Origin of the sequence: Mesorhizobium sp. M1A.F.Ca.IN.022.06.1.1 (assembly GCF_003952605.1) — a bacterium.
In the GTDB taxonomy this organism is placed as follows: domain Bacteria; phylum Pseudomonadota; class Alphaproteobacteria; order Rhizobiales; family Rhizobiaceae; genus Mesorhizobium.
In genome coordinates this window covers 6,063,756-6,083,255 of the sequence record NZ_CP034455.1, presented here as the reverse complement: position 1 = coordinate 6,083,255, position 19,500 = coordinate 6,063,756, and the positions used below count along the sequence as shown (strand labels likewise).

Annotated in this window: 19 protein-coding genes and 1 tRNA gene; 2 read left to right on the top strand and 18 right to left on the bottom strand. The window is 61.5% G+C overall.

All coding sequences use genetic code 11. From position 1 onward, the window contains the following. Positions 1-95 precede the first annotated feature (95 nt). Together EJ078_RS28935 and EJ078_RS28930 are read right to left on the bottom strand one after the other, a co-directional pair. Complete coding sequence (locus tag EJ078_RS28935) at positions 96-635, bottom strand: J domain-containing protein (protein WP_067319800.1); 540 nt, start codon at positions 633-635, stop codon at positions 96-98. A 498-nt stretch (positions 636-1,133) separates the two neighbouring features. Then, positions 1,134-1,209: transfer RNA gene (locus tag EJ078_RS28930), tRNA-Lys, on the bottom strand. Between the two features lie 282 nt (positions 1,210-1,491). On the opposite strand from EJ078_RS28930, the gene EJ078_RS28925 reads away from it, so the two are divergent. Continuing rightward, the gene (locus EJ078_RS28925; RefSeq protein ID WP_095777749.1) at positions 1,492-1,947 is read left to right on the top strand and encodes a BA14K family protein; all 456 of its coding nucleotides are present in this window, start codon (positions 1,492-1,494) and stop codon (positions 1,945-1,947) included. Positions 1,948-2,014: 67 nt separating this feature from the next. On the opposite strand, the gene EJ078_RS28920 is transcribed toward EJ078_RS28925, so the two are convergent. The 16 genes from EJ078_RS28920 to EJ078_RS28845 form a co-directional block, all read right to left on the bottom strand. Next, complete coding sequence (locus tag EJ078_RS28920; RefSeq protein WP_067319793.1) at positions 2,015-2,494, bottom strand: DUF6882 domain-containing protein; 480 nt, start codon at positions 2,492-2,494, stop codon at positions 2,015-2,017. A gap of 32 nt (positions 2,495-2,526) precedes the next feature. Further along, positions 2,527-4,020 carry a glycerol kinase GlpK gene (gene glpK, locus EJ078_RS28915; protein ID WP_067319790.1) on the bottom strand — a complete coding sequence of 498 codons (1,494 nt, stop codon included), beginning with the start codon at positions 4,018-4,020 and terminating at the stop codon, positions 2,527-2,529. A 90-nt stretch (positions 4,021-4,110) separates the two neighbouring features. Beyond that, positions 4,111-5,841 (bottom strand): ABC transporter substrate-binding protein, encoded by a 1,731-nt coding sequence (locus EJ078_RS28910; protein WP_066992542.1) that lies wholly within the window; start codon positions 5,839-5,841, stop codon positions 4,111-4,113. Positions 5,842-5,918: 77 nt separating this feature from the next. Beyond that, positions 5,919-6,206, bottom strand: a complete 288-nt coding sequence (locus tag EJ078_RS28905; RefSeq protein WP_067319787.1) for a DUF2160 domain-containing protein — start codon at positions 6,204-6,206, stop codon at positions 5,919-5,921. A 3-nt stretch (positions 6,207-6,209) separates the two neighbouring features. Continuing rightward, on the bottom strand, positions 6,210-7,118 hold the full coding sequence (locus tag EJ078_RS28900) for a carbohydrate ABC transporter permease (protein ID WP_066992537.1): 909 nt from the start codon (positions 7,116-7,118) through the stop codon (positions 6,210-6,212). Between the two features lies 1 nt (position 7,119). Beyond that, the gene (locus tag EJ078_RS28895) at positions 7,120-7,986 is read right to left on the bottom strand and encodes a sugar ABC transporter permease (RefSeq protein WP_066992534.1); all 867 of its coding nucleotides are present in this window, start codon (positions 7,984-7,986) and stop codon (positions 7,120-7,122) included. Continuing rightward, positions 7,987-9,054, bottom strand: coding sequence for an ABC transporter ATP-binding protein (locus EJ078_RS28890; RefSeq protein WP_095827792.1), 1,068 nt, complete (start codon positions 9,052-9,054; stop codon positions 7,987-7,989). Positions 9,055-9,064: 10 nt separating this feature from the next. After that, complete coding sequence (locus tag EJ078_RS28885) at positions 9,065-10,144, bottom strand: ABC transporter ATP-binding protein (protein WP_095825324.1); 1,080 nt, start codon at positions 10,142-10,144, stop codon at positions 9,065-9,067. A 39-nt stretch (positions 10,145-10,183) separates the two neighbouring features. Next, the gene (glpD, locus tag EJ078_RS28880) at positions 10,184-11,710 is read right to left on the bottom strand and encodes a glycerol-3-phosphate dehydrogenase (RefSeq protein ID WP_127403854.1); all 1,527 of its coding nucleotides are present in this window, start codon (positions 11,708-11,710) and stop codon (positions 10,184-10,186) included. Between the two features lie 126 nt (positions 11,711-11,836). Next, positions 11,837-12,604 (bottom strand): DeoR/GlpR family DNA-binding transcription regulator, encoded by a 768-nt coding sequence (locus EJ078_RS28875; RefSeq protein ID WP_066992523.1) that lies wholly within the window; start codon positions 12,602-12,604, stop codon positions 11,837-11,839. Between the two features lie 110 nt (positions 12,605-12,714). Further along, entirely contained in the window at positions 12,715-14,142 is a 1,428-nt protein-coding gene (locus EJ078_RS28870; RefSeq protein WP_127847351.1) for a pyridoxal-dependent decarboxylase, read from the bottom strand. A gap of 99 nt (positions 14,143-14,241) precedes the next feature. Further along, positions 14,242-14,973, bottom strand: coding sequence for a peptidase (locus EJ078_RS28865; RefSeq protein ID WP_066992517.1), 732 nt, complete (start codon positions 14,971-14,973; stop codon positions 14,242-14,244). A 30-nt stretch (positions 14,974-15,003) separates the two neighbouring features. Next, positions 15,004-15,798, bottom strand: coding sequence for a transglutaminase family protein (locus EJ078_RS28860; protein ID WP_127216941.1), 795 nt, complete (start codon positions 15,796-15,798; stop codon positions 15,004-15,006). 20 nt (positions 15,799-15,818) lie between these two features. Next, entirely contained in the window at positions 15,819-16,760 is a 942-nt protein-coding gene (locus tag EJ078_RS28855) for an alpha-E domain-containing protein (protein WP_066992511.1), read from the bottom strand. A 224-nt stretch (positions 16,761-16,984) separates the two neighbouring features. Then, the gene (locus EJ078_RS28850) at positions 16,985-18,397 is read right to left on the bottom strand and encodes a circularly permuted type 2 ATP-grasp protein (protein WP_066992507.1); all 1,413 of its coding nucleotides are present in this window, start codon (positions 18,395-18,397) and stop codon (positions 16,985-16,987) included. 169 nt (positions 18,398-18,566) lie between these two features. Beyond that, positions 18,567-18,803, bottom strand: a complete 237-nt coding sequence (locus EJ078_RS28845; RefSeq protein WP_066992504.1) for an Lrp/AsnC ligand binding domain-containing protein — start codon at positions 18,801-18,803, stop codon at positions 18,567-18,569. A 277-nt stretch (positions 18,804-19,080) separates the two neighbouring features. Between EJ078_RS28845 and EJ078_RS28840 the strand changes: the two genes are divergently transcribed. Then, complete coding sequence (locus EJ078_RS28840) at positions 19,081-19,500, top strand: DUF4864 domain-containing protein (protein WP_127216942.1); 420 nt, start codon at positions 19,081-19,083, stop codon at positions 19,498-19,500.

Sequence of the window (19,500 nt, the reverse complement as noted above, 5' to 3'; positions counted from 1 at the left end):
TCGATCCTACTCGCCGGGCAACCATGGCCCCGGCGGAATTCGAACACAAGCAATCGCGAATGTAAAAGCAACCGATCAGCCGGCAGAGGGCATCGTCAAGTTGCATGATCCAGCAGCCTGGTTGCGACGGTTTCACGGCGATGCTCTGAATTGGCGCGATCGATGCCGTCTACGGTGATCGCGAACATCCCGTTTTCGATCCTTGCTATCCAGCTCTTTGCCTTCAGATACCAAAGATGAAATTCCAGATGTTCTCGCGGGCAGCCCGACAAGCGTTCGAGCTCTTCATCGCCGATGCCAGGATTGTTGACGTCCTGTCGACGTTTTACATAGAGAAGCGACAGCAGCTTGGCCTGGATGACAACGTCCCGTTCAAGCCCTTTGGCATCGCTGGCTTCTTCGGCGAGCTCGCGGCGAACGCTCAAATGGTCTCTATACTGGACATCGTATTGGGCGCGTTTGACTGGATCCTTGAGCGTATTATGGGCCTCTACGATTTCGCTGAAGCGTGACTCATTGCCGGTATCCCGATTGTCGGGATGGTAGCGCATGGCAAAGTAACGAAATATCCGCTCGATCGTTTCCGAATTCGCGTTCGGGCTGATCTCGAGCAGCTCATAGTAGTCAACGAACATAGTGGTGATTCCACAGAATCGATATTGCGACACCACTCCCCAACGGCAGCATCGCGCAACCGTCCTGCCCGCGCAAGCCGCATGCCGAGCATGAGTGACTCGCCGCAAGCGATCTTGCGGAACCTGGCAGTCAGAATTCACGGAAGGCTGTTGAGCGGCCTAGGCGGGATGCTGCGCCAAGGATGCCGTCAACTTAACGCGAGCTGGCATCGAAGCGCTTTGGGAAGAACTCGCCGGGCGAGGCCCCCAACAACGGCCTTCAAGCCCGACGAGTTGCCGGGGATCACGCCGGCCATGTCTGCGGTGCAAAGCCAATGCCAAGCATTCCCGTCCCAAGACGAGACAGGAAGACCAAATGCCACCTGGTCGGGTCGTTTCGGCTGCCGGGCTTTCTCGGTCCCAATCACGAATTGGGCAGCCATAGGTAACGCGCGGGGCATCAAAGCGGTCTGCCCGTTTCGCAGCCAGAGCTTATCTCGTTGAAATGGGTTGGAAATTTGGTGAGCGCGATGGGATTCGAACCCATGACCTACTGATTAAAAGTCAGTTGCTCTACCGGCTGAGCTACGCGCTCCCGCGGGCTCAAAACGCCGCCCTCGAAATTGCGCGGAACATAGGGAGAGTGCCGCGACCGGTCAACCGGAAAAACACCAGCTTCCAAGGCGGATTTTGAACGGATTCCAAAGGAGCGGTTAAGATGCCCGGGAGAAGCTTTCGGTGCCTCCGCCAATCACCCGGACCCGGGCTGCTTCAGAAACCCTACGATAACAACAGGTTGATGGGGAAGCGGGAACCATTGCAACCCAGACCCGTTTCGCAACACAGGGACGATTACCAACCCTCGAGGAGTACATCGATGAAAAGGATCGCATCAGGCCTGATGGCAGCCGCCCTCTCGGCGTCGTTCATCGCGGCGGAGGTGGTGCCGGTCAACGCTCAGCCAGCTTATGTGCCACAATCCCAGGGCCTCTGGTCGGATGTCCAGACCGTGCAGTATCGGGATTGGAGACGACACCGCAGCTTCAACCGCGATTTCTCGCGTCGCGACGGCGTCGTCTACTGGAATGGCCATCGCGGCTACCGTGAATATCGCCGCGGCTATCGCCGGCATGGCGATTATTGGTTCCCGCTCGCTGCCTTCGCCACCGGCGCGCTGATTACCGGCGCCATCATCAACAGCCAGAACCGCGTCTATCGTGGCGGCGATGCGCATGTGCAGTGGTGCTATGACCGTTATCGGTCTTATCGCGCCTCGGACAACACTTTCCAGCCCTACAACGGCCCGCGTCAGCAGTGCGTTTCGCCCTACTGACAGCCTCCAGTCAGTATCCAGGGTCGTTGACCGAGCCCGTGCCGCAAGGCACGGGCTCTCTGTTCGTTCAGCTGGCCCAGTTGACGCTTTTCAATATCAGGTACAGGCCCCCGCCTTCCCCTCGGGGTGAGCGATAGGCTCCGAGCGCGTTGCAAATCCGAACCATGGCACCGGTCAGTCCCCAACCAAGCGCTTCGAGGTCATCGGCCACGTCGAGCACATAAGCCTGCGCCAGTTCGTCTATGCCCTTCTCCTCGCCGAATGACCGAACCAGTTTGGCGTCGCTGAGAAGGTCGCCCGGCAAATTTGAATTTGCCCAAGCCCATAGCCAGTTGTCCGCCTTGGCGCTTGTAGAGCCGGCAATCTGTATGTGAGCGACCACCTTGACGACACCATCTGCCGAAAAAAGCAGTTTTCCGGTGGTTAAGTCATAGTCGTAGCGCTGCCAGCTGCCGAGGCGGAATTCATCCTCCAAACGATGGTTCTTGGCGTTCAGTTGGTCGAAAGCCTCGTCACGCCATGCGGGGTACCAGTCCGGATGCTTCATGCCCCCTCGCCTTGCCGTGTCTCCCGCGCCCCTCATTGCACACTCAGCGTCCTGCGCACTGCGTCGCGCCAGCCACTCAGCTTGGCGGAACGGGTGGCGGCGTCCATATCCGGCTTGAAGCGCTTATCGAGAGCCCAGGTCTTGGCAAACTCCTTCGCCTTCGGCCACACGCCGGCTTTGGATCCGGCAAGCCAGGCGGCACCCAGCGCGGTCGTTTCCAGGATGGTCGGCCGATCGACCGGCGCGTCGAGGATGTCGGCCAACCTCTGCATGGTCCAATCCGATGCGACCATGCCGCCGTCGACCCGCAGCACGGTCTTGGCGGAAGCGCCCTTCCAATCCTTGCGCATGGCGTCGAGCAGGTCGCGCGTCTGGAAGGCGACGGATTCGAGCGCCGCGCGCGCGAACTCGGCCGGGCCTGAATTGCGCGTCAGGCCGAAGATCGCGCCGCGGGCATCCGCGTCCCAGTGCGGTGCGCCCAGGCCGACAAAGGCCGGCACCAGATAGACTTGTTGCGCCGGATCGGCGGTCGCCGCCAGCGCGCCGCTCTGCTCGGCCTTGCCGATCACCTTGATGCCGTCGCGCAGCCATTGCACGGCGGCACCCGCAATGAAGATCGAGCCCTCCAGCGCATAGGTGGTCTTGCCGTTCAACCGATAGGCGATGGTGGTCAAGAGCCGGTTCTTCGAGCGCACCAGATCGGCGCCGGTGTTCAGCAGCGCGAAGCAGCCGGTGCCGTAGGTGGACTTCATCATGCCCGGCTCGAAACAGGCCTGGCCGATGGTCGCTGCGTGCTGGTCGCCGGCGACCCCGAGAATCCTCATCTCGGCGCCGAAAAGGCTCTTTTCTGTGACACCGAAATCATCGGCGCAGTCCTTCACCTGCGGCAGGACCGCGGCCGGTATGTTCAGGATGGACAGCAGCTCGTCGTCCCAGACATTCTTCTCGATGTTGTAGACCAGCGTGCGCGAGGCGTTGGTGGCATCGGTGGCGTGTACCTTGCCGCCGGTCAGGCGCCAGATGAGAAAACTGTCGATCGTGCCGGCGAGCAATTCGCCTTTCTCGGCGCGCTTTCTCGCGCCCTTCACCTTGTCCAGCATCCAGGCGATCTTGGTGCCGGAGAAATAGGGATCGAGCAGCAACCCGGTCTTTTTCGTGAACGTCTTCTCCAGCCCTTGCTTCTTGAGCTTCTGGCAAAGCGGCGCGGTTCGTCTGTCCTGCCACACAATCGCGTTGTGGATCGGTTTTCCCGTCGCCTTGTCCCAGATGACCACCGTCTCGCGCTGGTTGGTGATGCCGATCGCGGCCATATCCGATGCTGCGCAACCGGCAGCCTTCAGCGCCGCCTTCACTGTCGCGAGCACGCTTGCCCAAATGTCTTCCGGATCATGCTCGACCCAGCCGGAAGCCGGATAATGCTGCGTGAATTCCTGCTGGCCCGTGCCGGCGACTTTCATTTCGCTGTCGAAGACGATCGCCCTGGTCGAGGTCGTTCCCTGGTCGATGGCCAGCACAAAACCGCTCATTTCGTCCCTCCACTTCTCATGCAACAGGGGAGACGGCCAAGCCGCCTCCCCTGCATTTCCTACACAGGCTCGCGGGCCTGCGTCATGCAGTTACTGCTGCTGCCAGCTCTTCACCAGCTCGTCGTAGTTGATGGTGATCGGCTTTTCCTTTTCGTTCTCGATCTTCAACTGCGGCGCAAGGTTGCCCTTCGAGACCGCGTCCTTGTTCCAGTATTCGAGATCATGCTCTTCGGCCATCTTCGGGCCGATATCGCCCTGGACGCCCGACTTTTCGATGCGGCTCATGACCTTTTCCTGCTCGGCGCAAAGCGAGTCCATCGCTTCCTGCGCGGTCTTGGCGCCCGACGACGCATCGCCGATCGCCTGCCACCAGAGCTGAGCGAGCTTCGGATAGTCAGGCACGTTGGTGCCGGTCGGCGACCACTGGACGCGGGCCGGCGAGCGGTAGAACTCGATCAGGCCGCCGAGCTTCGGAGCGCGCTCGGTGAAGCTCTTGTCGTGGATCGTGCTCTCGCGGATGAAGGTCAAGCCGACATGGCTCTTCTTCACGTCGACGGTCTTCGAGGTGACGAACTGGGCGTAAAGCCAGGCGGCCTTGGCGCGGTCGGTCGGCGTCGACTTCATCAACGTCCAGGAACCCACGTCCTGGTAGCCGAGCTTCATGCCGTCCTTCCAGTAGACACCATGCGGCGAAGGCGCCATGCGCCACTTCGGCGTGCCGTCGTCGTTCAGCACCGCCTTGGCGCTGGCGTCGACCATCGAGGCGGTGAAAGCGGTGTACCAGAAGATCTGCTGGGCCACCCCACCCTGCGCCGGAACCGGGCCGGATTCGGAGAAGGTCATGCCCTGCGCTTCGGCCGGAGCGTAGGCCTTCAGCCAGTCGAGGTATTTCTGGATCGAGTAGACGGCAGCCGGACCATTCGTGTCGCCGCCGCGCGCGGTGCAGGAGCCCACGGGCCGCGAATTCTCGTCGACCTTGATGCCCCATTCGTCGACCGGCAGGCCGTTCGGAATGCCCTTGTCGCCGTTGCCGGCCATGGACAGCCAGGCGTCGGTGAACCGCCAGCCGAGCGACGGGTCCTTCTTGCCGTAGTCCATGTGGCCGTAGACCTTCTTGCCATCGATTTCGCGGCCGGTGAAGAACGCGGCGATGTCCTCATAGGCCGACCAGTTGACGGGAACGCCGAGGTCGTAGCCGTACTTGGCCTTGAAGTCGGCCTTGTTCTTCTCGTCGTTGAACCAGTCGTAGCGGAACCAGTAGAGGTTCGCGAACTGCTGGTCCGGCAGTTGATAGAGCTTCTTGTCGGGCGCCGTCGTGAACGAGGTGCCGATGAAGTCCTTCAGGTCGAGATTCGGATTGGTGACGTCCTTGCCGTCGCCTTCCATCCAGTCGGTCAGGTTGCGCACCTGCTGGTAGCGCCAGTGCGTGCCGATCAGGTCGGAGTCGTTGACCCAGCCGTCATAGAGGTTCTGACCGGTCTGCATCTGGGTCTGGATCTTCTCGACGACGTCACCTTCCTGGATCGTGTCGTGGGTGACCTTGATGCCAGTGATGGCCGAGAAGGCCGGCGCCAGCACCTGCGATTCATAGGAATGGGTGGCGATGGTTTCCGACACGACCTTGATGTCCATGCCGGCAAACGGCTTGGCTGCGTCGATGAACCACTGCATTTCCTTTTCCTGATCGGCGCGCGAAAGCGTCGACAGATCACCTATCTCCTTGTCGAGAAAGGCTTTTGCCTCGTCCATACCGGCATAGGCGTTACCTACGCCCAGCAATAGTGCAATGGCTGTCGTTGATGTAAAAATTTGCCGTCGCATGTGTTTCCTCCAGTCTTAGGTTGCAAGTGCGATCTGGAGCGGCCGCCGGCACGCGGCCGCTCCAACTATTTCCCCCTCTATACGTATCGGAATACGCCGATCGCGTAGACCACGGAGAGAGCGAGAGCCCACCACAGGTTGGGTCCAACGAGACCCAGCCAAGCGAGATGGATAAAGGCGCTGCCGAGCAGCGACAGGAAGAGGCGGTCGCCGCGCGTCGTTTCGAAGCGCAGGATCCCGACGCGCGGATTGCCGCCGGGCGAGGCATATTCCCAGGCCGCCATGCCGACCAGCAGCAGCAATACGGTTCCGAAGAAAGCCGCCGTCGGCAACGTCCACGCCATCCAGGAGAAGTCGAGGTTCATCGATCACACCCTCCCCAGGGCGAAGCCCTTGGCGATATAGTTGCGCACAAACCAGATCACGAGCGCGCCGGGGATCAGCGTCAGCACGCCGGCTGCGGCGAGCAGCCCCCAGTCCATGCCGGCGGCCGAGACGGTGCGGGTCATGGTGGCCGCGATCGGCTTGGCGTCGGTCGTCGTCAGCGTTCGGGCGATCAAAAGCTCCACCCAAGAGAACATGAAGCAGAAGAAGCAGGCGACACCGATGCCGCTCGCGATCAGCGGCATGAAGATCTTTACGAAGAAGCGCGGGAAGGAATAGCCGTCGATATAGGCGGTCTCGTCGATCTCCTTCGGCACCCCGGACATGAAGCCTTCCAGGATCCACACCGCCAGCGGCACGTTGAACAGACAGTGCGCCAGCGCCACCGCGATATGCGTGTCGATCAGGCCGAAGGCCGAATAGAGCTGGAAGAACGGCAGGGCGAACACCGCCGGCGGCGCCATGCGGTTCGTCAACAGCCAGAAGAACAGGTGCTTGTCGCCGAGGAAGCGGTAGCGCGAGAAGGCGTACGCCGCGGGCAGCGCCACGGCCACCGAGATCACCATGTTCATCACCACATAGGTGATCGAATTGATGTAGCCCGAATACCAGGACGCATCGGTGAAGATGGTGCGGTAGTTTGCCAGCGTCGGATTGTGCGGGAACAACGTCAGCGACGAGACGATCTCCGCATTGGTCTTGAAGCTCATGTTGATGAGCCAGTAGATCGGCAGCAGCAGCACGACGATGTAGAGCGTCGGCACAATCCACCACCAGCGCGATTCCTCGCCCCGGCGCCGCATCAGCTTCGCCACCTCGTCCTGCGAAAGCGTGCTGCCTACCTCGGTGACCGCCGCTTCGCTTACGCGTGTCGTCTCGTTTGCGCTCGCCATCTCAGCGCTCCGCGTCGTAGTTGGTCATCACGGTGTAGAACACCCACGACAACAACAGGATGATCAGGAAATAGACCAGCGACATGGCCGCCGCCGGACCGAGATCGAACTGACCGAGCGCCATCTTGACGAGGTCGATCGACAGGAACGTGGTCGAATTGCCGGGACCGCCGCCGGTGACAACGAAGGGCTCGGTATAGATCATGAAGGAGTCCATGAAGCGCAGCAGCACCGCGATCAGCAGCACCCGCTGCATCTTCGGCAGCTGGATGTAGCGGAACACCGCCCAGCGCGAGGCGCCGTCGATCTTGGCCGCCTGGTAGAAGGCGTCCGGGATCGAAACCAGGCCGGCATAGCAGAGCAGCACGACCAGGCTCGTCCAGTGCCACACGTCCATGATGATGACGGTGACCCACGCGTCGATCGGATCCTGGACATAGTTGTAGTCGATGCCGAATGCGTTGACGTAGTAGCCGAGCAGGCCGATGTCGTTGCGGCCGAACACCTGCCAGATCGTGCCGACGACGTTCCATGGGATGAGCAGCGGCAGCGCCATCAGCACCAGGCAGACCGGCACGCCCCATCCCTTCTTCGGCATGTTGAGCGCGATGAAGATGCCGAGCGGCACCTCGATCGCCAGGATGATGAAGGAGAAGATCAGGTTGCGCGCCATCGCTTCCCAGAAGCGGTCGGACGCCAGCAACTCCTCGAACCACTCGGTGCCGGCCCAGAAGAAGACATTGTTGCCGAACGTGTCCTGCACCGAATAGTTGACGACGGTCATCAGCGGAATGACGGCCGAGAAGGCCACCAGCACCAACACCGGCAGGACGAGGAACCAGGCTTTGTTGTTCCAGGTCTTTTCCATCTACGCCCCCATCTCGACGCGCCATGAATCGGCATAGATGTTGATGCCGGCCGGATCGAAGCGGACCCTGGGTTCGGTCGGCACCTCATCGTCCTCGCCGATGACGGCGGCGATCTCTTTGCCCTCGAGATTGGCGCGAACCACCTTGTGGCGGCCAACATCCTCGACCTTGCTGACGGAAACCGCCATGCCCTCGCGGCCGAGCCGGACATATTCGGGACGGATGCCGAGCTCGACGGGACCGGCTTCGGCCCTGGGTGCGCCCGGCAGTTCGATGCGCTGCGAGCCTAGCAACGCCGTCCTGCCTTCGAGCGCAACCGGAAGCACATTCATGCCCGGCGAACCGATGAAATAGCCGACGAAGGTGTGGCGCGGCCGCTCGAACAGCTCGGCCGGCGTGCCGATCTGCACGATCTCGCCGTCATACATGACCACGACGCGGTCGGCGAAAGTCAGCGCTTCGGTCTGGTCGTGCGTGACATAGACCATGGTGTAACCAAACCGGCGATGCAGCTGCTTCAGCTGCGAACGCAGCACCCATTTCATATGCGGATCGATGACGGTGAGCGGCTCGTCGAACAGGATGGCGTTGACGTCCGAGCGCACCAGTCCTCGACCGAGCGAGATCTTCTGCTTCTGGTCGGCGGTCAGCCGGCGCGCCTTCCGGTTCGCCATCGAGGCGAGATCGATCATGTCGAGCGTCTCGCGCACCTTGCGGTCGACATCGGCCTCCGGCACGCGGCGGTTGCGCAGCGGAAAGGCCAGATTGTCGTAGACGGTCATGGTGTCGTAGATGACCGGGAATTGGAACACCTGGGCGATATTGCGCTCCTGCGTCGACAGATTGGTCACGTTCCGGCCGTTGAACAGGAGCTGGCCGTGCGAGGGATGGAGCAGCCCCGAGATGATGTTGAGCAAGGTGGTCTTGCCGCAGCCGGACGGCCCGAGCAGCGCATAGGCGCCGCCGTCCTCGAAGGTGTGATGCACTTCCTTCAGCGCGAAATCCGAATCCTTCTTTGGATTGGTCAGGTAGGAGTGGCGGATGTGGTTGACGTCGATGCGTGCCATCGCTCCCTCCTCAAGCCGCCAGCTTCGACGCAGTCACCGCGCGGCCGTTCTGGTCGAAGACCATGATGTGGCGCGGGTCGATGAACACCTCGACCTCGTCGTCGGTCTCGAAATCGAGGATGCCGTGCGCGAGCATCACCCAGCGCGCGTCGGCGAAGTCGAGATGGACGAAGCTTTCCGAGCCGGTGATCTCGGTGATGGTGACCTTGGCCCGCACCGGCACGGCGCCGGGGTTGGGACGCTCCAGCGACAAATGGTGCGGCTGGAAGCCGATCGTGTAGCTGGCATCCGGAATGCCGAGCAGTTCGGGCGGCACCGGCAGCTTCACGCCTCCTTCGAGAAGGAAGTCCGATCCCTTCTTGGCGAGCACAATGGTGTTGAGCGGAGGGTCGGCGAAGGTCCGCGCCGTCACCAGGTCGACCGGCTTGCGGAAAACCTCGACGGTTGGGCCGAACTGCGTGACGCGACCTTCCGAAAGCGTCGCGGTGTTGCCGCCGAGCAAAAGCGCCTCGTGCGGCTCGGTCGTGGCATAGACGAAGATCGTGCCCGCCGCGGCGAAAATCTTCGGCAATTCGGCGCGCAACTCTTCACGCAGCTTGTAGTCGAGATTGGCGAGCGGCTCGTCGAGCAGCACCAGGCTGGCGTTCTTGACGATGGCGCGGGCAAGCGCTGTGCGCTGCTGCTGGCCGCCCGAGAGGTTGAGCGGCGTGCGGTCGAGATAGGGCGTGAGCTTGAGAAGTGCCGCAGCGTTGCGCACCTCCTTGTCGATCCTGGCCTGTTCGATGCCGGCAACCCGAAGCGGCGAGGCGATGTTCTCGTACACCGTCATCGCCGGGTAGTTGATGAATTGCTGGTAGACCATGGCGACGTTGCGCTTCTGCACCGGCTGTCCGGTGACGTCCTTGCCGTCGAACCAGACCGAGCCGGAAGTTGGCGCGTCGAGCCCGGCCATCAGCCGCATCAGGCTGGTCTTGCCGGAAAGCGTCGGCCCGAGCAGGACATTCAGCGAGCCGTGCTGAAGCGTCAGCGACACGTCGCGGATATGCTCCTGCGCGCCGACCGTCTTCGTCACGTTCCTCAATTCCAGCATCACGCCTCCTCCCAGGCCTTGCGCATCAGCGCTCGATCCTCATTCCGCCGCGGCGACATGGCGGCTGCTCAACCCGCGCATGAATTCTTCCAATGCCGCCGTCTGCTCGCGGCTGAAATGCAGGCCGCGTTTGGTCCTGCGCCACAGCACGTCCTCGGCGGTGATCGCCCACTCGTTCTCGACCAGGTAGCGCACCTCGGCTTCGTAGAGGTCGGCACCGAAATTGCGGCCGAGATCGGCATTCGACTTGGCGAGGCCAAGCAGCTTCTCCGCGCGCGTGCCGTAAAGCCGGGTCAACCTGCGTGCCAGCCGTTGGTCGAGGAACGGATAGGCGTTCTTGAGCCTCGATACCTGCTCGTCGAACCCGGTCGCCGGAAAATCGCCGCCGGGCAGCGGCGCGTTGGCGGTCCATGGCTTGCCGCGCTTGCCGAGAAAGCCTTCGATCTTCTCCAACATCGATTCCGCCAGCCGGCGGAACGTGGTGATCTTGCCGCCGAAGGCGTTGAGCAAGGGGGCAGCACCCTCCCCGCCATCGGCCTTCAGCACATAGTCGCGCGTCGCCTCCTGCGCCTTCGAGGCGCCGTCGTCATAAAGCGGGCGCACCGCCGAATAGGTCCAGACGATGTCCGAACGCTTGACCGGCTGGGCGAAATATTCGCTCGCGGCGGCGCAAAGATAGTCGATCTCGGTATCGCTGATCTTCACCTCATGCGGATCGCCGGGAAAGTCGCGGTCGGTGGTGCCGATCAGCGTGAACTCTTCTTCGTAAGGAATGGCGAAGATGATGCGTCCGTCCTTGTTCTGAAAGAAATAGGCGCGCGGATCGTCGAACTTCTTGCCGATGACCATGTGGCTGCCCTGCACCAGCCGAACATTGTGCACATCGTTCTGGCCGACGGTTTTTGCCAATACCTGATCGACCCACGGCCCGGCGGCGTTGACGAGAAGACGCGCGCGGACTTCCTCGATCTCGCCGGTCAGCACGTTCTGGATCTTGATCGTCCACAGCCCGCTCTCGCGGCGCGCGCTGACCACCTTGGTGCGAGTGCGGATGACGGCGCCGCGGTCGGCCGCGTCGCGGGCATTGAGCGCCACGAGGCGGGCATCGTTGACCCAGCCGTCCGAATATTCGAACGCCTTGCGGAACAGCGGCTTCAGCGGCTTGCCGGCCGGATCGGTGGCCATGTCCAGCGTCTTGGTCGCCGGCAGCAGCTTGCGCCCGCCGATATGGTCGTAAAGGAAAAGGCCGAGCCGGATCAGCCAGGCCGGACGCAGGCCCTTGGCGTAGGGCAGCACGAAGCGCATCGGCCAGATGATATGCGGCGCGTTCTTCCACAGAACCTCGCGCTCCATCAGCGCTTCGCGCACCAGCCGGAATTCGTAGAACTCGAGATAGCGCAACCCGCCATGGATCAGTTTGGTCGAGCCGGAGGAAGTCCCGCTGGCGAGATCGTTCATCTCGGCGAGGTATACGGAAAATCCGCGGCCAACGGCGTCGCGGGCGATGCCGCAGCCATTGATGCCGCCGCCTATGACAAAAATGTCATGGATCGGAGATGCGTCCACAGGGTTCCTCCACGATTTCGCATTGCACCATTTTTGTGTTTCGCGAAACCGTGGCGGGATTATTTCGAACTCGATCCGAATGTCAAACGAAATATCACCGGTGCGTGAGATGTCCGTGAAGAGACGTTATCCGAGCGCTGTCTCGATCAAACGAACCTCCGTTTCCTCGCAAATCCGGCGCACCGAAGGGATGTCGCAACGGTCGGTGATGAAGGTGTTCACCTGCGACAGGTGACCAATGCGAACCGGCGCCGTGCGCTCGAATTTTGTCCGGTCGGAGACGAGAATCACATGACGCGCATTGGCGATGATGGCCTGCGCCACTTTCACTTCGCGAAAGTCGAAGTCGAGCAGCGCGCCGTCATGGTCGATGGCCGAGGCGCCGATGACGGCGTAGTCGACTTTGAACTGGCGAATGAAATCCACCGCGGCCTCACCCACGACGCCGCCGTCGGAGCCGCGTACAACGCCGCCGGCGATCACCACCTCGATCGAAGGATAGATCCGCATCCTATTGGCAACGTTGATGTTATTGGTGATGACCATAAGCCCGTTATGGTCGAGAAGCGCCTTTGAGACAGCTTCCGTCGTGGTGCCTATATTGATGAACAGCGAGGCGTTGTCGGGAATGAGCCTGGCCGCCGCGCGGCCGATCGCCTCCTTCTCATCGGCAGCGATTTTGCGCCGCGCCTCGTATTCCATGTTCTCGATGCCGGACGGGAACAGCGCCCCGCCATGGATGCGCGTCAGCAGCCGCTGGTCACAGAGATCGTTGAGGTCCTTGCGGATGGTCTGCGGCGTCACGCTGAAATGTGTCGCCAGATCGTCGACCAGCACCCGGCCGTTGTCCTTCGCCATCTGGATGATCTCGGCGTGACGGGGCGAAAGGAACATCCGCTATCCTTCATTTTCGTTTTTTCCGTCTATATCGGAAAACGAAAGTGATGGAAAGGGACAGCCGGCCAAGGAAATTCACCTTCTCGCAAAGGCAAACCGGTCTGCAATCAGTTCGTTGCCTCAATGGTAAGCCGGCGCGCAATCTCTGTGACGACATCGAAGGCCGCATCAATATCGCCGGCCGTGGTCTCGAACTGTCCTGCCTGAAAGCGGATCGCCACCCGACCATCGACGCGCGTCTGCGTCAAATAGATGCGTCCGTCCGTGTTGATGGCATCGACGAGACGCAAATTGTGCTCGTCTGGATCGGCACCCTGAGGAGCGCGATGGCGGAACGAGAACAGCGACAACATCGGCTCGGTGACGAGCTCGAAATCCGCTTCCCCGGCCAGGCGTGCGGCAAGCCCCTCGCTCCAGGCTACATGGTTTCGGATCATCTTGCGCAATCCTTCCAGTCCGTGGGCGCGCAGCAGGAACCAGAGTTTCAGCGCACGGAAGCGGCGGCCAAGCGGCACCGACCATTCCGAATAATTGATGATGCCGTCATGACCTCTGGTCTTGAGATAGTCCGGCTTGATGGCCAGCGTGCGCACAAGGTCTTCCGGTTGGCTGACGAACTGGATCGAGCAGTCGAATTGCGCGCCGAGCCATTTGTGCGGATTGAAGACGATGGAATCGGCGCTCTCGACACCGGCCCAGAAATGCCGGTACTCCGGGCAGATCATTGCCGACCCGGCCCAGGCCGCATCGACGTGCAGGTAAAGGCCGTGCCGCTTCGCCACGGCCGCTACGGCAGCGATGTCGTCGGTGCCGCCGGTGCTGGTGCCGCCGACGCAGGCGACAATGCCCGCCGGCAGCAGGCCGGCCTCGCGATCGGCGACAATTGCCGCCTCGAGCGCCGGCGTGTCCATCGCGCGAAAACGACCGGTTACCGGGATACGGATGAGATTCTCCTCGCCGATGCCGGCGACCCAGATCGCTCGGTCGATCGAGGTGTGAACCTGGTTGGAGCAATAGACACGCAGCTTCGCCTGGCCGGCGAGACCTTGTCTGTTTCCCTGCCAGTCAAGCGCCCGCTCGCGCATGGTGAGCACCGCGGCAAGCGTCGCCGACGAAGCCGAATCCTGAATGACACCGGAGAATCCTTCGGGCAGGCCCAGCGCTTGGCGCATCCAGTCGACGATGCGCGTCTCGAGTTCTGTCGCCGCCGGCGAGGTCTGCCACAGCATGCACTGCGCGGCCATCGCCGAGACGAGATACTCGGCCACCACCGAGACCGGCGCCGCGTTGGCCGGGAAATAGGCGAAGAAGCGCGGATGCTGCCAATGCGTCATCCCGGGCACGATCTTCGTTTCGAAATCGGCGAAGATTTTTTCCATCGGCTCGGCCGTCTCGGGCGGCGACTCTTCGATGCTCCTGAATATGTCGCCGGGCGCGATCGCCGGCCGCACCGGACGATCGCGCAGGCTGGACCGGTAGTCCACGCCCCAATCCGCGGCTCGCCTCGACCAATCGCGGAATTCTTTCTTGTCCATGTATCCTCTCAGCAGCTGCCGGACCTTGATCGGCCCGCCACTTCGACTTTTAATTAACATGTTAAATATAATGAGGCATCCGCTTCGTAGGCGAACGCCCTAGCCGGGAAAATCGGGCAGGCTGGCGAAGGCCGCCTTTAGCGCGTTGGACCAGCCATCCGATATGGTTCGGTAATATTGGTCGTCATGACCGATCCGCTTCTTCAGGCCGACCTTGAAAGCATCCAGTTCCAGGAAGAGCAGGTCGAGCGGCAGGCCGACCGACAGGTTCGACTTCAGCGTCGAGTCGAAGGAGACCAACAGCAGCTTCACCGTCTCGGCCAGGCTCATCGTGCGGTCATAGGCACGGATGATGATCGGCTTGCCGTATTTGGTCTCGCCGATCTGGAAGAATGGCGTGTCGTCGGTCGACTCGATGAAATTGCCCTCGGGATAGATCATGAACAGCCGGGGTTGGCTGCCCTTGATTTGGCCGCCGAGGATGAAGGAGGCGTTGAAATAGGAATCCGCCTGATCGCCGGCGGGCGAAGAGTGTGCGATCACCTCTTTCACCGTCTCGCCGACCAGACGCACCGTCTGGTACATTGACGGGGTCTCGAGCAGCTTCTCGTGACGGTCGCCGGCCGCCTTGTTGCGCTCGTCCAGCAGGCTGACCACGGCTTGCGTCGTGGCAAGATTGCCTGCAGACATCAGCACGATGACGCGCTCGCCAGGCTCTTCCCAGACATGCATTTTCCTAAAGGTCGAAATCGAATCCATGCCGGCATTGGTGCGCGTGTCCGACATGAACACGAGTCCACGATCGATCTTGAGGCCGACGCAATAGGTCATGGTCGCTCTTCTGGTGAATCTTGGCAGAGACTACTGCTCTACCGTGACGGTGACGGCAAGCTTCTCTTCCGCTTGCCCCAGCAGTATTCCCGACACAGGCGAGGCATCGCGATAGTCCCGACCCGTCGCCACTCTTACATAGCGTTCGTCGGGAGAGATACCGTTGGCGGGATCAAAGGCAACCCACCCTAAGCCCGGCACATGCGCCTCGGCCCAGGCATGGCTTGCCGCCTGCTCGACCGAGGCATCCATCATCAGATAGCCGCTGATATAGCGCGCGGGGAAGCCCATCACGCGCGCCACGGCGGTGAAGATGTGGCTGTGATCCTGGCAGACACCGGCCTTGAGCGTCAGCGCTTCTTCCGCCGGCGTCACGGCGCTGGTCGTCCCGGGCTTATAGGCGACGCGCTCCCGGATCGCGCCCATCAGCTTGTGCAGCCTGTCGATATCCGTCCCCTCCCCGACCGACGCGGCCAGGTCGCGAATGCCGTCGCCGACGGTCGTAAGCGGCGTTTGCTGGCTGAACAGCCAGAGCGGCGCGAAACCATGATGCGCACCGGACACACCGGCGGTGTCGCGCGTCGTCACCTCGCCCGCCGCCTCGACTATGATGGTGTGCTGGCCGCCCTCGGCGCTCACCAGCCGCGTGTCATTGCCGAAATGGTCCGTGAAGCGAACCTCCTCTCGCGCGCCGTCGATCTTGATCACCCAGGACGCAACCGTCTGATTCGATCCGCTGACCGGCATCAGGCGCAGTCGCTGCAACAGGTACTGCACCGGTGCATCGTAGCGGTACTCGGTCCGGTGTGTGATCTTGAGCCGCATGGCGCCTGTCTCTCCAGCGCTCAGTAGAACCGGTAGTCCAGGGCGATCTCATCCCCCAGCCTAGTGTTGTCACGAATGAATTCCGCCAGGAACTCATGCAGGCCGTGGTCGAAAATATCCTTGATCGACCCCTTCTTCAGCATCGTCTGAATTTTCTCGGCGGTGGCGTGGCAGGCATGGCGCTCGCCATAGTCGTCGGCGAGGAATCTCAAATGCTCGCCGAGGAAGCGATAGCAGAAGGTCAGCGAGCGCGGCATACGGACATTGAGGATCAGATAGTCGGCGATGTTGGTCGGCTTGTAGTCCGCGTCATACACCCACCGGTAGGAGCGGTGCGCCGACACCGAGCGCAAGATCGATTCCCATTGATAATTGTCGAGTGTCGAGCCCACCCAGGAGATCGACGGCAAGAGCACATAATATTTCACGTCGAGGATGCGGGCCGTGTTGTCGGCGCGCTCCACATAGGTGCCGAGCTGCGAGAAGTCGAAGATCTCGTTGCGCAGCATCGTGCCGTAGAACGAGCCGCGGATCAGCGCCGTTTCGCGCTTGATCGCGTCGAGCACCGTCGGCAGATCGCGCTCGTCGATCGGCCGTGCCAGCATCCGCTTCAGCGACATCCAGGCCTCGTTGATGCTCTCCCAGGTCTCGCGCGTCAGCGCTGTGCGCACCATGCGCGCATTGTTGCGCGCCGTCTCGATCGAGGCCATCGTACTCGACGGATTCGAAGTATCGCGCAGCAGGAAATCAGAGACGTTGGCGACGGTGTAGTCCTGGTATTTCTGCGAGAAGGCCAGGTCGGAACCGGCGCTGAGCAGCACGGAGTTCCATTCCTCCGACGCGTTCTGCGTGCGCGTCAGCGCCATGCGCAGGCCGGCATCGACCAGGCGCGCCATGTTTTCGGCCCGCTCTATGTAGCGGTTCATCCAGTAGAGACCGTTGGCGGTGCGGCCGAGAAGCATGTCAGCTTGCTCCGGTGTCGAGCGAATAGCGAATAGTGAGTAGCGAGTAGCGAAAAAAAGATTTCATGATCTCTGTTGAAGGCTCCTGATCATCGATCGCAGCATTTTCCGATTTCGTCAGTTTGGTCACCTTCCAAACAATTAGGTCTCTGTAAGAATTGATTGCGTCGGATCCCCCTCTTTCCCTATTCGCTATTCGCTATTCGCTACTCTCTATTCGCTCTTTAATCATCCAACACCCACGTGTCCTTCGTCCCACCGCCTTGCGAGGAGTTGACCACAAGCGACCCCTCCTTGAGCGCGACGCGAGTCAGGCCGCCCGGGACGATCTGGATACGATCCGAAACCAGCACATAAGGCCTGAGATCGACATGGCGCGGCGACAGCCCCTTCTCGGTCAGGATCGGGCATGTCGACAGCGCGAGCGTCGGCTGGGCGATGTAATTGCCGGGTTTGGCCTGCAGCTTCTTGGCGAACGCCTCGCATTCCTTCTTGGTCGCCGCGGGGCCGACCAGCATGCCGTAGCCGCCGGAGCCGTGCACTTCCTTGATGACAAGCTCGCCGATGTGCTCCAGCACATATTTGAGGCTGTCGGGCTCCGAGCAGCGCCAGGTCGGGATGTTGCCGAGGATCGCCTTGCGGCCTGTGTAGAACTCGACGATCTCGGGCATATAGGAATAGATCGCCTTGTCGTCGGCGATGCCGGTGCCCGGCGCGTTAGCGATGGTGATGTTGCCGGCCCGATAGACATCCATGATGCCTGGCACGCCGAGCGCGGAATCCGGCCGGAAGGTCAGCGGATCGAGGAAGGCGTCGTCCACGCGCCGGTAAAGCACGTCGATCTGCTTGTAGCCTTCGGTGGTGCGCATCGTGACATGGCCGTCGACCACGCGCAGATCCTGTCCTTCGACCAGTTGCACGCCCATCTGGTCGGCGAGGAAGGCGTGCTCGAAATAGGCGGAGTTGTAGCTGCCCGGCGTCAGCACCGCGATGGTCGGCGCGCCCTTTGCGCTCTGCGGCCGCACTGCCGCCAGCGACTGGCGCAGCAGTTGCGGATAGTTCTCTACCGGCCGCACCTTGATCTGCTGGAACAGCTCCGGGAAGAGCTGCATCATCGTCTCGCGGTTCTCCAGCATGTAGGAGACGCCCGACGGCGTGCGGGCATTGTCCTCAAGCACGTAGAATTCGTTCTCGCTGATGCGCACGATGTCGACGCCGATGATGTGGGTGTAGACGCCGGCCGGCGGTCTCACACCGATCATCTCCGGCAGGAACGCTTCATTCTTCGCCACCAGTTCTTTGGGAACGCGCCCGGCGCGCAGGATTTCCTGGCGGTGGTAGATATCGTCGAGAAAGGCGTTGAGCGCCTGCACGCGCTGCTCGATGCCCTGCGTCAGCCGGCGCCATTCCTGGCCGGAAATGATGCGCGGGACGATGTCGAAGGGGATCAGCCGTTCGGAAGCTTCCTGCTCGCCATAGACGGCGAAGGTGATGCCGGTCTTGCGGAAGACGCGTTCGGCGTCCTCCATTTTCTGGGTGAGCCTGGCCGGGTCCTGTTCCTTCAGCCAGCGATCATAAGCCTGGTATGGTCTTCTCAATCCGGAGACTTCCGGAAGCATTTCGTCGAACGCTGCCAATCGCGTACTCCCCTCTGAAGCCATTTCACTGGCCCGGCTGGAGAAAATCAAGCGCAATCGATGATTTGGGCGGCGCTGGCGGCCGTCCTACGCAAATTGCCTACGATTAGGGCAGCGGGAGCGACGCCGGGTCAGATCCTGCCCGGTGAGCGGGCATCAAACGGCAAAATCAGAACGCCCGGAAAGTGACGATGGTGAAGGTGTCCTTGATTCCAGGCAGGATCTGCACCCGTTCATTGATGAAGTGCCCGATGTCTTCCTCGTCGTCGACATAGAATTTTGCGAGCAGGTCGTAATTGCCGGCGGTCGAATAGATTTCGGAGGCGATCTCGGCATCGGCGAGCGCGCTGGCGACCTCATAGGCTTTGCCCAGATCGCACTTTATCTGCACGAAAAATGCCTTCATTTCCGGTCCTGCCAGTCTTCGCGAATGAGCGGCCCTTGTGGCAGACTGGCGACGGGCTTTCAAGCATCAGGCTGCACGCGCCTTGGCGGCCGCTTGCCGCAACTTCGCGATCGGCATGCCACACCGGCACGGGGACGCCACCAAGGACAGTTCGGGAACACCTCAGGTCAGGTCCTAGCGGAGGCATCCATGCAGGCAAGAAATCTGCGAAACGGTGAAACCACGGCACGCCGGCCAGCGTATGATAGTTGTTCCACGCGAATTCTGGAGGCAGGCCATGCGCCGCGTATTGTTCGCACTCGCTCTCGTTCCGATGGTTCTTGCATCCATGGCCTTCGCCGGTGACGCCGAGATCAAAGCGGCGCAAACAGTCATCGACAGCCAGCTCAAGGCCTTTCTCGCCGATGACGGCGCCACCGCCTACAGCTTCGCCGCGCCAAATGTGAAGCGGATCTTCCCGACCGTCGACACCTTCATGAACATGGTGACCAACGGCTATGCGCCGGTGCGCAGGCCGCACAACTATTCCTTCGGCAAGGTGGAGCAGACCGGGCCGGCCTCGATCGTCCAGCAGGTGCTGATCGTCGGGCCCGACGGCAAGGACTATGAGGCGGTGTACACGCTCGAACAGCAGCCCGACGGCAGCTTTAAGATCACCGGCTGCAGCCTGCGCGCCGCGACTTCGGTGAGCACATAA

What these genes read in the sequence shown, in the direction of transcription:
- EJ078_RS28935 (WP_067319800.1), bottom strand. Translation starts at nt 635, where the DNA reads ATGTTCGTTGACTACTATGAGCTGCTCGAGATCAGCCCGAACGCGAAT.
- EJ078_RS28925 (WP_095777749.1), top strand. Translation starts at nt 1,492, where the DNA reads ATGAAAAGGATCGCATCAGGCCTGATGGCAGCCGCCCTCTCGGCGTCG.
- EJ078_RS28920 (WP_067319793.1), bottom strand. Translation starts at nt 2,494, where the DNA reads ATGAAGCATCCGGACTGGTACCCCGCATGGCGTGACGAGGCTTTCGAC.
- glpK (WP_067319790.1), bottom strand. Translation starts at nt 4,020, where the DNA reads ATGAGCGGTTTTGTGCTGGCCATCGACCAGGGAACGACCTCGACCAGG.
- EJ078_RS28910 (WP_066992542.1), bottom strand. Translation starts at nt 5,841, where the DNA reads ATGCGACGGCAAATTTTTACATCAACGACAGCCATTGCACTATTGCTG.
- EJ078_RS28905 (WP_067319787.1), bottom strand. Translation starts at nt 6,206, where the DNA reads ATGAACCTCGACTTCTCCTGGATGGCGTGGACGTTGCCGACGGCGGCT.
- EJ078_RS28900 (WP_066992537.1), bottom strand. Translation starts at nt 7,118, where the DNA reads ATGGCGAGCGCAAACGAGACGACACGCGTAAGCGAAGCGGCGGTCACC.
- EJ078_RS28895 (WP_066992534.1), bottom strand. Translation starts at nt 7,986, where the DNA reads ATGGAAAAGACCTGGAACAACAAAGCCTGGTTCCTCGTCCTGCCGGTG.
- EJ078_RS28890 (WP_095827792.1), bottom strand. Translation starts at nt 9,054, where the DNA reads ATGGCACGCATCGACGTCAACCACATCCGCCACTCCTACCTGACCAAT.
- EJ078_RS28885 (WP_095825324.1), bottom strand. Translation starts at nt 10,144, where the DNA reads ATGCTGGAATTGAGGAACGTGACGAAGACGGTCGGCGCGCAGGAGCAT.
- EJ078_RS28875 (WP_066992523.1), bottom strand. Translation starts at nt 12,604, where the DNA reads ATGTTCCTTTCGCCCCGTCACGCCGAGATCATCCAGATGGCGAAGGAC.
- EJ078_RS28870 (WP_127847351.1), bottom strand. Translation starts at nt 14,142, where the DNA reads ATGGACAAGAAAGAATTCCGCGATTGGTCGAGGCGAGCCGCGGATTGG.
- EJ078_RS28865 (WP_066992517.1), bottom strand. Translation starts at nt 14,973, where the DNA reads ATGACCTATTGCGTCGGCCTCAAGATCGATCGTGGACTCGTGTTCATG.
- EJ078_RS28860 (WP_127216941.1), bottom strand. Translation starts at nt 15,798, where the DNA reads ATGCGGCTCAAGATCACACACCGGACCGAGTACCGCTACGATGCACCG.
- EJ078_RS28855 (WP_066992511.1), bottom strand. Translation starts at nt 16,760, where the DNA reads ATGCTTCTCGGCCGCACCGCCAACGGTCTCTACTGGATGAACCGCTAC.
- EJ078_RS28845 (WP_066992504.1), bottom strand. Translation starts at nt 18,803, where the DNA reads ATGAAGGCATTTTTCGTGCAGATAAAGTGCGATCTGGGCAAAGCCTAT.
- EJ078_RS28840 (WP_127216942.1), top strand. Translation starts at nt 19,081, where the DNA reads ATGCGCCGCGTATTGTTCGCACTCGCTCTCGTTCCGATGGTTCTTGCA.